The organism is Neobacillus sp. BP17, from assembly GCF_059579525.1.
The window spans coordinates 4,155,869-4,171,118 of the sequence record NZ_CM184198.1; the positions used below are offsets into that span (position 1 = coordinate 4,155,869).

Sequence of the window (15,250 nt, forward strand, 5' to 3'; positions counted from 1 at the left end):
CATTACAATTTTTATTAAAAATATAGTAAATATAGCTTTTCTGAATGGAAAAATGTCTAAAACTAACGATTAAGTCGGATCAGTGCTCCACTGCCGCTTTTCTTACTCTCTGCAGCTAAATATAATAATTCTTCAGCATGTTTTTTTGTAAGGTCGGTTATTTCAGATCCAGAAATCATCCGGCCGATTTCATTAATTTTATCTTCAAGCTGCAATGGAGTAACAGAAGTCTTTGTTCTTCCGCCTTTAATAAGTTTGGAAATAAACAAGTGTATATCGGCCATCGCAGCAACCTGTGGCAAATGCGAAATACATAAAACCTGGGAAAGGCTTGCCACCTTATAGATCTTCTCGGCAATAGACTGAGCAACCCTGCCGCTCACCCCTGTATCTACTTCATCGAAAATAATTGAAGTCACGCCTTGATGCTGAGAGAAAATACTTTTTAATGCCAGCATCATTCGTGATAATTCCCCTCCTGAAGCAACTTTTGATAAAGGCTTTAGTGGCTCACCAGGATTAGTTGATATGTAAAATTCGACATGGTCCACCCCATTTTTGGTAAACTGCATTGGGTTAGACTCAAAGCGAATTTCAAAAACAGTCTTCGCCATATACAACTCTTTTAACTCTTTATGTATTAACTTTGTAAGTTTGTCAGCCCATTTTAGACGAATTTCCGTTAATTGTTTTGCTTCTAGCATTAAGTCTTTTTTTATCGAGGCTAATTCTTTTTCTAATTCGCTTATATGCGTTTCTTTATTTTGTAATGTTTCAATTTCTTCTTCAATATTTCTGGCGTATTCTAATATTTCATCAATGGTTTTACCATATTTCCGTTTTAGGCGATTAATTTCATTTAGGCGATCTTCAATTTCGTGCAACCGCTGAGGATCAAACTCTAATGCATCTAATTCAGTTCTTAAGGACCGTGCAGCATCCTCCAATTGGTAGTAGCTGTTTGAAACCGCTTCATACATGTCCTTATATGCGCTATCAATGGCAGCAGCATCCTCGAGATGCCCCATTACCATACTAATCCAATCAAGCCCCTTTTGTTCCCCTTGTAAGGCGTTATGACTCGATTGAAGAGCTTCGAACACTCGTTCAAAATTATTCAGTTTTCTTTTTTCTTCAAAAAGTTCTTCATCTTCATTTATCTTTAAATTTGCATTTTGGATCTCATCCAATTGAAACGAAATAAGATCGAGCCGATGGGCAGTCTGTTGGTCATTTTCACTTAATGCTTTTAACCTTTGCAATGTTTGCTCATAACGCCGAAAAACCTGCTGATATTCCCCTTGAGATGGAAAAATATCATCCGCACCAAATTGATCTAACAAGGTTAAGTGTCTCGACTCATCCATTAATTCCTGATGCTCATGCTGACCATGAATGTCAACAAGTGTTGACCCAATTTCCCTAAGAGTAGCAATCGTCACTAACTTCCCATTCACCCGGCAAATACTTTTACCCGACTGGGAAATATCTCGTCGTAATATAACCATTCCTTCATCAATATCGATGCCAAATTCAAGAGCTTTAGCAATGACAGGATGTTTACTATCATCCAGCTGGAAAAGTCCTTCAATTTCGGCACGCTCCTCGCCATGCCGAACAAACTCTGCAGACCCTCTGCCTCCAACTAATAAATGAATAGCATCAATAATGATTGATTTTCCTGCTCCAGTCTCTCCCGTTAAAACCGTTAATCCCTTTGAAAAAGTTACAGACAAGGATTCGATAATGGCGAAATTTTTAATAGATAATTCAGCTAACAAGGAACATTCCCCCAATTAAAGCATATCTAGGAACCGATTGGTGATTACTTCAGTATCCTCTGGAGTTCGGCAAATAATTAACATCGTATCATCACCGCAGATGGTTCCTAATATTTCTTCCCAATCCAGATTATCAATTAATGCGCCTATGGCCATTGCATTACCTGGCAAGCACTTCATGACAAGCAAGTGACCTGCTGCATCGATTCGCACGAACGCATCAATTAATGATCTTTTTAATTTTTGTAATGGATTAAATCTTTGGTCGGCAGGCAGGCTGTATTTATACCTTCCGTCGCTTAAGGGAACTTTAACAAGATGTAACTCCTTAATATCCCTTGAAACCGTGGCTTGGGTTATATTGTAGCCTGCATTCTTCAGTTCATCCACTAAATCATCTTGTGTCTCTATGTCATTACTTGCAATAATTTCTCTTATTTTAATATGACGTTGGCCTTTATTCATTGTCTCACCCCATAATCATTAAAAAAGTTTATCTATGTATTTTGTACTAAAACGTGCTTCTACCCATATGTTAGCCGATTTTTATAAACTTGTACATTTTTTCTTTAAAAAATGGCTGCGGATTAAGGGCCTTGAATACGAAGAGAAGGATAAGCCTCTGCCTATCCTTCTGAATTTTGTTTTGTTTTAAATTCCAAATGGGAGTCCTTTACAATTTCAACAGGTGTGACAGGTAATTGATTGTCGCCCGTTTCCCGTTCGCCTTCCCATTTTAAGTGGAGCAAGTATTCAATATTCCCATCACCACCTGTAATTGGTGAAAAGGATAAGTTTTTAATCGTGTACCCTTGTTGGACCGCAAAATTTATGATTTTATCAATTACTTGAAGATGCACTTTTTCATCTCGGACAATTCCCTTTTTCCCAACCTGCTCACGGCCTGCTTCAAATTGTGGTTTAACCAGAGCCACTACATCACTTCCAGTAACTAAAAGTGTTTTTAAAACTGGCAAGATTAAAGTTAACGAGATAAAGGAAACATCAATTGTGGCGAAATTCGGCATTTCTCCAATTAAATCAGCTGGTGTGACATAGCGGAAATTGGTCCTTTCCATCACTACAACTCGTTCATCCTGTCTAAGTTTCCAGGCGAGTTGATTATAACCTACATCCAAGGCATAGGACATCTTTGCTCCATTTTGAAGTGCACAATCTGTAAAGCCTCCTGTAGACGATCCAATGTCTAAGAGTACTTTATCTGCAACACTGACATCGAAAACTTTTAAAGCCTTCTCAAGCTTTAATCCCCCGCGGCTGACATATGGAAGCACTTTTCCTTTTATAGAAAGCGGGATATCAATTTTGACTTTCTCTCCAGGTTTATCCAACCGCTCCTCATTTGAATAAACAAGCCCTGCCATAATTGACCGCTTTGCCTTTTCCCTTGTTTCGATTAAACCTCTTTCTACTAGTAATACATCTAACCGTTCTTTATTTTTCATTTCTTAAGCCCTTTGTTGTTTTTTTCTAGCTAGAATGGAAACTCTTTTGACTACCTCTTCGGTTGTTAAACCAATCTCTTCAAGAAGGGAGTTAACATCCCCATGTTCGATAAATTTGTCGGGTATTCCAATTCTGTCAATGTGTGAATGATAAAAGCCATGGTTTTGCGAAAACTCAAGAATTGCACTCCCGAAACCGCCTTGTAATGCAGCCTCCTCAATGGTGAGAATCGGCATATGTTTTGAAAGGAGATTAGTTAGCATTTTTTCATCCAATGGCTTAATAAAACGGGCATTGACAACCTTAACAGATATCCCCTTCTTATTAAGGATCTCAGCAGCTTTTAACGCCATCGGTATGGTAGTTCCAAAGGTTAAGATTGCTGCATCATCGCCATCTTTAAGAACTTCCCATGTACCAATTGGAATATTTTGATATTCCTGATCCATTGGAACCCCAAGTCCATTTCCACGCGGGAATCGCATCGCAATCGGCCCGTCATCATAATTAAGTGCGGTGTATACCATATGCTGGCCTTCATTTTCATCCTTTGGCATCATTAATACCATATTGGGAATATGCCTTAAAAAAGCTATATCAAACACACCTTGATGGGTTTCTCCGTCTGCGCCAACCAAACCGGCACGGTCAATTCCCATAAAGACATTTAAATTTTGCCTGCAAATATCGTGAACAACTTGGTCATAGGCTCGTTGTAAAAAGGTTGAATAAATAGCAAGAAAAGGTTTCATATTTTGTGTAGCTAAACCAGCTGCAACTGTCGCAGCATGCTGCTCAGCAATCCCGACATCATACATACGCTCAGGGAACTCACTTGCAAAGCCTTCAAGTTTGGAACCCACAGGCATCGCTGGTGTAATCGCAACAATTCGGTCATCAGTTCGAGCAAGCTTACGAACAGTTTCACTTACAAGACTGCTCCAGGCTGGCGGTGGAGTTTTTGCTGGCTTAACAAAGGCACCTGTGTCCATTTTATAAGGTCCAGTTCCATGCCATGTCCCTGTTTTGTCACTTTCCGCTGGCTGGTAACCTTTTCCCTTTTTAGTAATGACGTGCAGAAGGATTGGGCCTTCTGTCTTTTTGGCATAGCTGAAGTTTTCAAATAACGCTTCAAAATTATGACCATCAATTGGACCGAGATAGGTAAAACCTAGTTCCTCAAAAAACATTCCTGAAACAAATAAATATTTAAGGCTGTCTTTCACTCGCTCAGCAGTTGCGGCTAATTTCCCACCCACTGCCGGTACTTTTTTCAGTAGTACTTCCAATTCATCTTTAACCCATTGGTACTTTCCAGCTGTGCGTAATTGGCCAAGGATATTATGAACGGCACCAACATTAGGCGCGATTGACATCTCGTTATCATTTAAGATAACAATCATGTCTTTCTTCTCGTGTCCGATATGATTTAAGGCTTCCAACGCCATTCCACCAGTTAAAGCACCATCGCCGATCACAGGAATAACAAAAGATTTTTCCTTTTTTAAATCTCTAGCTATAGCCATCCCCATCGCCGCTGAAAGAGATGTGGAACTATGACCCGTTTCCCATACATCATGCTCACTCTCAGTTCGTTTCGGGAATCCGCATAAGCCTTTATACTGCCGCAATGTATCAAACTCACAAGCCCTGCCAGTTAAAATTTTATGAACATAGGATTGATGTCCCACATCCCAGATAATCTTATCCGTAGGACTGTTAAAACATTTATGTAAAGCAATAGTTAATTCAACAACACCCAAATTTGGTCCAATATGGCCTCCAGTAACAGACAGCTTTTCAATCAAAAACTTTCGGACATCTTGACTTAAAGCCTCCAATTCGGTATTCGACATGCCTTTTAAAAAGGACGGGTCTTTTATTGATAATAGATCCATTTTTGGACCACTCACTTTCATACGTTTATGCATTCTCTGTTTAGTAGCTGTGTAAAAAGGACACATTCAGAAAATTTAACTCTGATTAAAAAATAGCCGCTAACACTTGAGTGATAACGGCATTGACAACGTTTTCTACAATGAAAATAATTATAACACACTTATTTCAATGCCTCAAATTCCGTATATTAATGGTCTCTTGAAGCAACTAAATCAGTTATTTCCAAAAGTAGGTTTGTATTCAATCCTGTCAGGCTTAAATACTTCTTTGACAGATTGATTTGTTTATGCAATGCTGCAGTTGCCCCTTCTAATGTTAACAACTGCGGATAAGTACTTTTATGATTATTAGTATCGCTGCCAACAGGCTTCCCAATTAATTGTTGGTTCCCAACTAAATCAAGAATATCATCCTGAATTTGAAAAGCGAGACCTAAGTGATGGGCAAATGATGAAAGGTTCTCTAATTGATCTTGTGTCGCATTTGCCATAATCGCACCTGCAAGAACACTAAACTTTAGCAATTTTCCTGTTTTATGTATGTGTATATACTCAAGTTCTTCTAAAGTTAAGGATTTCCCTTCACCCTCCATATCGGCCACTTGGCCGCCAACCATTCCTTCTGTGCCTGCAGCCTTTGCTAATTCAATCACTAATTTTAGTTTCGTTGCATCTGATGCAATCTCAGGGGGAATGTTCCCTATTACCTCAAAACTATAAGTTAATAATGCATCTCCAGCCAAAATAGCTATTGCATCACCAAAAACTTTATGATTTGTCGGCTTTCCTCTCCTTAGATCATCATTGTCCATGCTTGGCAAGTCATCATGTATGAGAGAGTATGTATGGATCATCTCAATAGCCGAAGCAGCAAAAAGCCCTTTTTGCGGCTCAACTCCAAATGAGTCTAAAGTAGCGAATAGTAATAATGGGCGTATACGTTTGCCACCTGCTTCAAGGGAATAAATCATCGATTCCTTTATGATTGGGGGGGCATCAAGCTTATTAACTAAAGTCCGAAGCTCCGAATCAAGCAGAAGTTTATATTCTTGCGCAAATGCATCTAGTAACCCGGTTCCCAAGTCTTATACCTCCTCGTCAATGGTAAAACTCTCTGTTTGACCGTCCTCCGTAATAATCTGTGTTAATTGGTCTTCAACATTTTTCAATTTATCATGGCAAAGTTTGGACAACTCCATACCCTCTTTATAGAAGATAATCGCTTCTTCTAAAGGTACATCACCTTCTTCAAGCTTATCCACTATTTGCTCTAATTTAGTCATCGCTTCTTCAAAGGATAGTTTATTTTCAGTCTTCACGTTTTTCACTCTCCTTAATATTCTCGACTTTGCAAAATAGACTGCCATCTGTTAATTGAATCTGAACTTGCTCATTCATCCTCACTTGATGAATACTTTTTATCAGTCTGTTCTCTTCCGAATATGCTAAACTATAGCCACGTTCCATAATTTTCAAAGGACTTAATGCCCCTAAGGTGGAAAGAATTCGTTCAAATTCAGTTTGTTTTTTTGAAAATACCTGGAGCATGGCACGTTTCATTTCTTTATTGGTATGATCTAATCGTTTATTTGCTTCGTGTAAAGATTGGCTCGGATGGTTCCTTTGTAAGCGTTTATGAATAGTTTCGTGTTGCCCTTTTTTAATCTGAGACAACCTAGACGCACCACGGACAAGCAGTTCTGTTAGTTTATCAACCTGCTCTAGTTTTTGTTCATATAGTCGATGTGGATAACGAAAGGCATAGGATTTCTGAACACGTGTTAACCGTTCTTTTTCTAACTGATATTTCCCTTTCATTGAACGAAGAAGGCGAGTCTGCCGCTGCAAGACTCTTTCCATTAACTCTTCAATATGCGGAACTGCCAGTTCAGCTGCACCAGTTGGTGTAGGTGCACGTAAATCTGCGACAAAGTCGGCAATGGTAAAATCAGTTTCATGTCCAACGGCTGAAATGATAGGAATATCGGAAGAAAAAATTGTACGTGCAACGAGTTCTTCATTAAAGGCCCACAATTCCTCAATGGAACCTCCGCCTCGTCCAACTATTAGCACATCAATTCCGGTCATACTATTTGCTTGAGAGATAGCCTTGGCAATCGATGGTGCAGCATTTTCACCTTGTACAAGGGCAGGAAAGACAAGAATATTTGCAATAGGATATCGCCTTTTAATGGTAGTAATGACATCTCTAATGGCAGCCCCTGTGGGCGAAGTAATCACACCAATTGTTTTCGGATATAATGGTATCGTCTTTTTTGTTTCAAGCGCAAATAACCCTTCTAATTCAAGTTTTTGTTTAAGCTGTTCATAAGCTAAAAACAATTCCCCAATTCCATCTGGAAGCATTTCTTTGATATAGATCTGATATTGACCACTTGGTTCATATACCGAAATTTCACCTTTTACGATCACTTTCATGCCGTTTTCGGGTGTGAATTTCATAGTACGAGAGTTACTTGAAAACATAACGGCAAGAATTCGGGCCCTTTCATCCTTTAAGGTAAAATACATATGTCCGCTCGAATGCTGTTTAAAATTTGAAATTTCACCTCTTACATGCACATCTCGTAAATGCGGGTCTGCATCAAATTTTCTTTTTATGTACTTGGTTAGAGCATTCACAGTTAAATATCTTTGTTCCTGCATATGTAACTCCTTTTTTTACCCAATAATAAAGAACACTTCGATTAGCGAAAAACAGTCCTTATCTAAAATAACAGATAAGGACAATTCCCCTCTAATTGCGGTCAAGACTCTCTTCAGCAGATTTTAGGGTATTATACATAAGCATCGTAATTGTCATCGGACCAACACCTTTAGGAACAGGTGTAATGTATCCGGCTTTTTCGGACACTTCAGCAAAATCAACATCACCACAAAGCTTTCCGGCTTCATTACGGTTAATACCTACATCAATGACGACAGCACCATCTTTTACATGCTCAGCTTTAATAAAGTTAGCTATCCCAACAGCAGCAATCAGGATATCCGCCTGATTTGTATGTAACTTTAAATCTTTTGTTTTCGAATGACAGTATGTAACAGTTGCATGCTGATTAAGGAATAATTGTCCCACCGGCTTGCCGACAATATTACTTCTCCCAACCACAACAACATGCTTCCCAGCTATTGAAATACCTGTCTCTTCTAGGAGGACCATAATTCCGTAAGGAGTACATGGGAGGAAGGCATTCTGCCCTGTCATCATTCTGCCAATATTTATTGGATGAAATCCATCAACATCTTTAAGAGGAGAAATTGATTCAATCACTTTTTTCTCATCAATATGTTTAGGAATAGGTAACTGAACTAATATTCCGTGAATATTAATATCATTATTTAACTCATCAATTTTAGAGAGTAACTCCTCTTCAGAAATCTCCTCTGGCAATTCAATTAAAACAGAATTCATTCCTAGTTCTTTACAGGCTTTTTCTTTATTTGTTACATATGTCCGAGAAGCGTGGTTATTTCCGACAAGGATAACCGCAAGTCCTGGTGTTACCCCAAGTCTTTTTATTCTGCTAACTTCTTCAGCTATTTCCATTCTTTTCTTTTCTGCAATTTCTTTTCCATTAATAATTATAGCGGTCATTTTCTCTTCACCCTTCACTTAATTCTCAAATCATTAATTGTTTTGCAGCTTATTTTTTACTTTTGAAAGTACACCATTAATAAACTTACTTGATTGGTCATCACCATATATTTTTGCTATTTCGATGGCTTCATCTAAAATAACATTTTCTGGGACCTCTGTTCTAAAGAATTTCATTTCATAGGCAGCTATTCTTAATAAATTTCGGTCAACTGTCGCTAAGCGGTCCATCGACCATTTTTCTAGATTTTCACTGATTAAATTGTCAATTGCGGCTTTTTGTTCAATTACCCCTAGAACGAGACTAGTAAGATATTCGTCACCCGCCTCCCCTTCCAGTACATGTTCAATTGCGGCTGAAGGCTCAGTATTACTTATATCAATTTGAAAAAGTGCCTGCAATGCCTTTTCCCTTGCTGTTCTTCTTTTCATTATACATTTAACTCCTTTAGAGAAATTAATTAAATTTTGTCTATTTTTTATACACATCAATGGTAATAAGTCATAGAATAGGTTTCACATTAACGATAATAGCATAACTAAAAATGATTCGCACTCTAACCTTGTTATTTTTCCATTATGTAAGCACTTTTATTTAAAACTATATTCCAAAAATAGAAAAACCAAAGGAATAAACTCCTTTGGTTTCCATAATTTAGACTTCCGTGTCAATAATCTCTTGTTCATTCTTTTGGTTTTCAAATTGTATGCCCACTACATGAATGTTAACTTCCTCAGCATCTAGAGCAGTCATATTCAGCAATGCTTGCCGAATATTATCCTGAACTTTACTTGCAACAGATGGAATGGATATTCCAAACTTCATCATGCAATAAACATCAACTTTTATTCCTGACTCGGTTAGTTCCACTTTAACGCCTTTTCCGTGGTTTTTTTTCCCTAACCGTTCAACCACACCTGTTGCGAAATTTCCACGCATCGCAGCAACACCTTCCACCTCAGATGCAGCAATACCTGCAATAACTTCGATTACTTCAGGAGCAATTTCAACTTTCCCATGTCCGTTATTGCCTTGTTCCATTTCCAAGACACTAAATTCACTCATTCATAGCACCTCCAATTTTTAATGAGACTTCATCACATCATGCAATTCCAAGAATTTTGTATTAAAGCTGCCTTCTACAAATTTTTCATGATCGAGCAGTTTTAAATGGAATGGAATGGTTGTATGGATACCTTCTACAACAAATTCACTTAAAGCACGTTTCATTCTTGAAATTGCCTCTTCCCTGCTTGCGCCATATGCAATGACTTTTGCAATCATGGAATCGTAATATGGCGGAATCGTATACCCTGGATATGCTGCTGAGTCAATTCGTACACCAAATCCACCTGGTGGAAGATACATGTTGATTTTTCCGGCTGATGGAAGAAAATTCTTTTCCGGGTTTTCGGCATTAATCCGACACTCGATTGCCCATCCAGTGAAAGTTACATCCTTCTGATTCAACTTTAGTTTCTCTCCAGAAGCCACTCGGATTTGTTCTTTAATGAGATCTATTCCGGTGACCATTTCCGTTACAGGATGCTCCACCTGAATTCGTGTGTTCATTTCCATAAAATAAAATTTCCGATTGCGGTAGTCATATATAAATTCTACCGTGCCGGCACCTGAATAATCAACTGCTTTCGCAGCTTTTACAGCCGCATTTCCCATCTCTTCTCTTATCTCTCCATCTAATGCTGGAGATGGGGTTTCTTCAAGAAGCTTTTGGAGTCTGCGTTGAATGGAACAGTCTCTTTCTCCTAAATGAATAGTGTTACCATAGGAATCAGCAAGGACTTGTATTTCAACATGACGAAAATCCTCAATATATTTCTCAATGTAGACACCAGGATTTCCAAAGGCTGTCATCGCTTCCTGCTGTGTGATACTAATGCCTTTTACTAATTCTTGTTCGTTCTTGGCAACACGAATTCCTTTGCCGCCTCCGCCAGCTGTGGCTTTAATAATTACTGGATATTGGATGTTTTTCACAAGTTCAAGCGCCTCATCGATGTCGTTAATAATCCCAGTTGACCCTGGGACAATTGGAACACCGGCTTCCCGCATGGTTTCCCTTGCAATATCCTTTGTACCCATTTTTGTAATCGCTTCAGGGCTTGGACCGACGAATGTAATATTGCATTCCCGGCAAAGCTCTGCGAAATCAGCATTTTCGGCTAAGAACCCATACCCTGGGTGGATAGCGTCACAAGCTGTTAACCTCGCTACACTAATAAGATTGGTTACATTTAAATAACTGTCTTTTGATGAAGTTGGTCCTATGCAGTAGGCCTCGTCTGCCAGCTGAACATGTAATGCTTCGCGGTCTGCTTCAGAGAATACAGCTACGGATTCAATACCCATTTCTCGACATGCACGAATAATTCTAACTGCAATTTCCCCTCTGTTTGCAATTAACAGTTTTTTTATCATCCTGTTATCGCTCCTAACTTATGGCTTTACTAAAAATAAAGGCTGGCCGTATTCTACTAATTGTCCATCTTTAACGAGGATTTCAACGATTTCTCCGTCAATCTCCGCTTCGATCTCATTGAATAATTTCATTGCTTCTACAATGCACACAATGGAATCTTTTGTGACGTTCGATCCCTGTTTAACATAAGCGTCAGCATCTGGTGTTGGTGAAGCATAGAAAGTTCCAACCATAGGTGAGACAATTTTGTGAAGATTTGTTGTATCGGCTTGCTTTACAGGTTCTTGCTTTTGATCTTCTTGGCTTACTTCCTGAACGGCAGCCGATGGTGTTGCGGTTTGAACGATTGGTGCTACTGAAGTTGGTACAGTTTCAATTACAGATGGAGCAGCACTAACTTGTGAAACATATGTAGCAGAAACATTTTTTTTCATTTTAATTTTTGAACCTTCGTTTTCATATACAAACTCATCAATACTCGATTGGTCCACCAATTTTATTAATTCGCGAATTTCTTGAACTTTTAACATTGAGTTACACCCCTCATACAACAAAATTATGACTAACTACTATAACTATACGATAATATCTAGTGAAAGTTCAATGATGTATATTTTCACCATAGAATATCCCACCCTCTGCCTTATCCCTCTATCTTAATATTTTTATGAACAAAAGGAAATTTTGGACAGTGGATGTCTCACAACATATTATTTTACCCTATATGAGGGTCCACAATCAAAAAAAAGGAAAGTCAGTGACTTTCCTTTTTGCTCGTAACTTATTTTGTTGGCTGGAATTCTACTGCTACATAATTGGTTTCACCAATTTCTTTTTTCACTTGTAAGATGATTTTATTTGCTTCAGTTGCGGAAGGCTTATTCTTAGATTTAACGGTAACTCGTACTTCCTCACCATCAGCTCTGACCAATGCATCTTCATAACCCATTGTTTTAATTAGCGTTTCAAGTATTTCTTCTTTTTGTGCAGTTTGATTTAATTTATCCATTTGGTCTTTTACTTTGCTGCGTTCGACAGCTGGAAGATCAGTTGATGCAAGCTCAGTCGTTAAATCCTCTTGCTGTTGACTTCTTAGGTCATCTAACTTCATTCGAAGTTCTTCAAACTCTTGATCACCAGCAACGGTTGATACAATTGTTTTATCATCTTTTGCTTCTGTTTTTGTTGTTGTTTTTGTTGTTGTTTTTCCTTTATTTTGTTCCTTGGCATCTTGCTGGATAGCTGCAAGATCATTACCCTTTTGCTCTGGTGATGTGATGTAATAAACAGATAATACAACAACTAAACTTAACATCGTTAATAACCAAACTGTTTGTTTTTTCAATAACATCTAAAAACACCCCTTTTATTTTTTAGGTCTTTTAAACTGGCCTGTTGATTTCTGCTCCAGGCACTTTGCTTTCCGCGGGCGGTCCGGGGAGCCTCCTCGTCGCTGCGCTCCTGCGGGGTCTCCCCTGCCCCGTCCTCCCGCAGGAGTCTTCGTGCCTTCCGCTCCAATCAACAGGGTGCCAATATCAACAATAAGCTTTAACACAGTCTATTTTTTAGGCATTACTGCTACCCGATGGCTTGGTACATCTAAGGCGCGTGTAACGGCTTCTACAATCCATTTTTTTACTTGAATATTATCTGCGCCTTTCGCGACTACTAGGACCCCTCGAATTTCAGGCTTTTTTGTTTCTACTACAATAGGAACCTCTTTTTCACCATTACGGATAATCACAAGCTGTTCATCTGTTGAGGCCTCCTGAACTTTACGTTCCCCGCCTTCTCGATCTGTTTCTTCTGTCGTCTGTGATTTGGAAACTCTATTTTTTTCTAGGACCTTTTTATCAGTTGAGTCGATGTTGACGACCACTGTCACATCGTTTACTCCTAACATTTGCTGGAGGGCTTTCTTAAGTTGACTTTCGTATTTTTCCTCATATGCAGACACTGTCTTATTGCCGGAACCTTGGTTTAGACCAAATGCAGGTACATCTTCGGCTTCGACCTTATCATTGGCCGTAACCGGGATATCTGCTGAACTCGGGTTTTTTTTGAAGACAATATTGCCAACAAGCATAAAGGCTGCACCAATGCATAAAACAACGATCATATATTGGTATTTACCTGGCTTCTTTTCAGAACTTCCTTCGATTTTCAGTACCCTTTTAAGCCATGAAAATGGCCCCTGGTTTTTATTATCCATTTTTGTTATTACTCCCCCCTTCAATCGAAACTTCAACTGTTTTTTCGGTCACATTCCATTTTTGCGAAAGAAAAGCGGCTATTTTTTCAGTTTCTTCTGTTGAGCTTTTAGATGGAAGAGGTGTTTCTGTGTTAATTTCAATTTGTTTAATTGCTTCGACTGTCTTCACTTCATTTTCTGGTTGTTTCAGAAGAACCATAACCTTTTGGAGGTTTTCAGGGAATGCTTGGTCGCTTTCTTCATTTGTAGCTAGATCAATTTTTGCGATCTCCAATCCGTATTGTTCCATCAACTCCTCTTTCACGTCCTTTTCCAGTTGGACAGCCATTTCTTCTAAAATATATGCATGTTGCAAGGCTTGTATTTCTTTTTTCTTCAAATCTATTGAATTTTTCATATTTTTTTCTCCAGGGGCTTGATATGAAGGGATAGATCCAAGTGCAGTTTCAAAATCCTTGGAGATCAATTTAAAGATTGGGGTTAGAATAATGGCAATTAAGAGGAGCCCCGTAACCATTTTCGTATATTTTTGCATACTTGAATTGGGGAGGAGCATATCAATTACCGTTGCTAATAAGATAAAAAGAATAATATTCGTTACCCACTCTATTAAAAAATCCATTTTTATCCCCCCTATCTGATCATCATCGTCAGATTTCCAGCTGCAACAATAACTGTTACACATAAAAAGAACATAAGTGACACGATACCCAGTGCTGCGAAAACATATATAACACTTTTACTAATAATATCTAGACAGGTAATGATTGGGCCGCCGCCTAACGGCTGTAAAATTGCAGCGGCAAATTTATATATAAAGGCAATCATTAATATTTTAATAGCCGGAAAGGCCACGATAATAAGTAAGATTCCCACCCCAGCAATACCTACCGTATTTTTTAATAGGACTGATGCACTAACGATCGTATCTGTAGCATCTGTAAACATCCTCCCGATTACAGGAATAAAATTTCCTGTCACAAACTTCGCTGTTCTAATCGTTATTCCATCAGAAACAGCCGCCGAAGCCCCTTGTACTGAGATTACACCAAGGAACACAGTTAAAAAGAGTCCCATAAGTCCAATACTCCAATTTCTTAGCAAGGCTGCTAGTTGTGACACTTTATATTGCTCGGACATCGTACTCACAATACTCAAAAGTGTAGCAAGAAAAAGGAGAGGCAGAATGATATACTGCATAAACAATCCGCTCATATTCATAAGAAATAAAATCACCGGATGAAAGAAGGCTGCTGAAATCAGGCCTCCTGATGCTGCAATTAATGCAAGTAAAAGTGGGACAAGAGCAAGCACAAACGAGATCATCGACCCGATTGCCTCATTTGTATAACTGATTGCGATATGGAAGCTGTTTAGGGCAATAATGACTAACACCATATAAACAATCGAATAGGCAACTTTGCTAATGGCGCTTTTCTCGAAAGCATTTTGCATTGACTGAAGGAACATACTAAAAATGGTTAACATAATCAATGAACCTAGTAATTTACCGTTTGCAACAAATTCTTGAAAGGCAAATTTAACGATTCCCAATCCCCATTGTTTTAAAGAAAATTTTTTCTCACCACTAATGAAGTCATACAAACTGCCTTTCTGACTTTCTGGAAGGAATCCCCCATATTTATACTTGATGTCCTCCCAAAATTGTTTAAGTTCTGTGATATCGAGCGATTTGAGCTGTTCATCAACCAACTCCTGGGGGGAAAGCGGATTGGTTTGGTCTTTTCCCTCTTCAGCAGCTTGTACATTTGGAATCAATAAAAAAAAGAATACGAGAATGGTAATAGGAATAAACTGCCATCGCTGCTTCAATT

General features: G+C 38.6%; 16 protein-coding genes. All 16 read right to left on the minus strand.

Annotated features, from left to right (window positions below; genetic code table 11):
* Window positions 1–62 precede the first annotated feature (62 nt).
* The 16 genes from recN to spoIIIAE all read right to left on the minus strand — a co-directional run bounded on the left by recN (window position 63) and on the right by spoIIIAE (window position 15,248).
* Entirely contained in the window at window positions 63–1,781 is a 1,719-nt protein-coding gene (recN, locus tag AC4QJR_RS20265) for a DNA repair protein RecN (RefSeq protein ID WP_496523997.1), read from the minus strand.
* Window positions 1,782–1,796: 15 nt separating this feature from the next.
* Window positions 1,797–2,246 carry a transcriptional regulator AhrC/ArgR gene (ahrC, locus tag AC4QJR_RS20270; protein ID WP_098574917.1) on the minus strand — a complete coding sequence of 150 codons (450 nt, stop codon included), beginning with the start codon at window positions 2,244–2,246 and terminating at the stop codon, window positions 1,797–1,799.
* A 161-nt stretch (window positions 2,247–2,407) separates the two neighbouring features.
* The gene (locus AC4QJR_RS20275; protein ID WP_496523998.1) at window positions 2,408–3,247 is read right to left on the minus strand and encodes a TlyA family RNA methyltransferase; all 840 of its coding nucleotides are present in this window, start codon (window positions 3,245–3,247) and stop codon (window positions 2,408–2,410) included.
* A 3-nt stretch (window positions 3,248–3,250) separates the two neighbouring features.
* Complete coding sequence (gene dxs / locus AC4QJR_RS20280) at window positions 3,251–5,146, minus strand: 1-deoxy-D-xylulose-5-phosphate synthase (protein ID WP_496523999.1); 1,896 nt, start codon at window positions 5,144–5,146, stop codon at window positions 3,251–3,253.
* 188 nt (window positions 5,147–5,334) lie between these two features.
* The gene (locus tag AC4QJR_RS20285; RefSeq protein WP_496524000.1) at window positions 5,335–6,228 is read right to left on the minus strand and encodes a polyprenyl synthetase family protein; all 894 of its coding nucleotides are present in this window, start codon (window positions 6,226–6,228) and stop codon (window positions 5,335–5,337) included.
* Window positions 6,229–6,231: 3 nt separating this feature from the next.
* Window positions 6,232–6,465: an exodeoxyribonuclease VII small subunit gene (locus tag AC4QJR_RS20290; RefSeq protein ID WP_311315808.1), complete on the minus strand. Its 234-nt coding sequence runs from the start codon at window positions 6,463–6,465 to the stop codon at window positions 6,232–6,234.
* Complete coding sequence (xseA, locus tag AC4QJR_RS20295) at window positions 6,455–7,813, minus strand: exodeoxyribonuclease VII large subunit (RefSeq protein ID WP_496524001.1); 1,359 nt, start codon at window positions 7,811–7,813, stop codon at window positions 6,455–6,457. Before xseA ends, AC4QJR_RS20290 begins: the two co-directional genes overlap by 11 nt.
* 91 nt (window positions 7,814–7,904) lie before the next feature.
* On the minus strand, window positions 7,905–8,762 hold the full coding sequence (gene folD, locus AC4QJR_RS20300; RefSeq protein ID WP_496524002.1) for a bifunctional methylenetetrahydrofolate dehydrogenase/methenyltetrahydrofolate cyclohydrolase FolD: 858 nt from the start codon (window positions 8,760–8,762) through the stop codon (window positions 7,905–7,907).
* Window positions 8,763–8,795: 33 nt separating this feature from the next.
* Window positions 8,796–9,194, minus strand: coding sequence for a transcription antitermination factor NusB (gene nusB / locus AC4QJR_RS20305; RefSeq protein WP_098574924.1), 399 nt, complete (start codon window positions 9,192–9,194; stop codon window positions 8,796–8,798).
* A 223-nt stretch (window positions 9,195–9,417) separates the two neighbouring features.
* Complete coding sequence (locus tag AC4QJR_RS20310) at window positions 9,418–9,828, minus strand: Asp23/Gls24 family envelope stress response protein (protein WP_251457176.1); 411 nt, start codon at window positions 9,826–9,828, stop codon at window positions 9,418–9,420.
* A gap of 18 nt (window positions 9,829–9,846) precedes the next feature.
* Window positions 9,847–11,202 carry an acetyl-CoA carboxylase biotin carboxylase subunit gene (gene accC, locus AC4QJR_RS20315; protein WP_098574926.1) on the minus strand — a complete coding sequence of 452 codons (1,356 nt, stop codon included), beginning with the start codon at window positions 11,200–11,202 and terminating at the stop codon, window positions 9,847–9,849.
* A gap of 18 nt (window positions 11,203–11,220) precedes the next feature.
* The gene (gene accB, locus AC4QJR_RS20320; RefSeq protein ID WP_098574927.1) at window positions 11,221–11,733 is read right to left on the minus strand and encodes an acetyl-CoA carboxylase biotin carboxyl carrier protein; all 513 of its coding nucleotides are present in this window, start codon (window positions 11,731–11,733) and stop codon (window positions 11,221–11,223) included.
* A 251-nt stretch (window positions 11,734–11,984) separates the two neighbouring features.
* Entirely contained in the window at window positions 11,985–12,554 is a 570-nt protein-coding gene (locus AC4QJR_RS20325; protein WP_098576554.1) for a SpoIIIAH-like family protein, read from the minus strand.
* Between the two features lie 207 nt (window positions 12,555–12,761).
* Window positions 12,762–13,415 (minus strand): stage III sporulation protein AG, encoded by a 654-nt coding sequence (gene spoIIIAG, locus AC4QJR_RS20330; RefSeq protein ID WP_496524003.1) that lies wholly within the window; start codon window positions 13,413–13,415, stop codon window positions 12,762–12,764.
* Entirely contained in the window at window positions 13,408–14,037 is a 630-nt protein-coding gene (spoIIIAF, locus tag AC4QJR_RS20335; RefSeq protein WP_496524004.1) for a stage III sporulation protein AF, read from the minus strand. The genes spoIIIAG and spoIIIAF overlap by 8 nt, the downstream gene beginning before the upstream one ends.
* Before the next feature lie 11 nt (window positions 14,038–14,048).
* The gene (gene spoIIIAE / locus AC4QJR_RS20340) at window positions 14,049–15,248 is read right to left on the minus strand and encodes a stage III sporulation protein AE (RefSeq protein ID WP_375375661.1); all 1,200 of its coding nucleotides are present in this window, start codon (window positions 15,246–15,248) and stop codon (window positions 14,049–14,051) included.
* Between the last annotated feature and the right edge of the window lie 2 nt (window positions 15,249–15,250).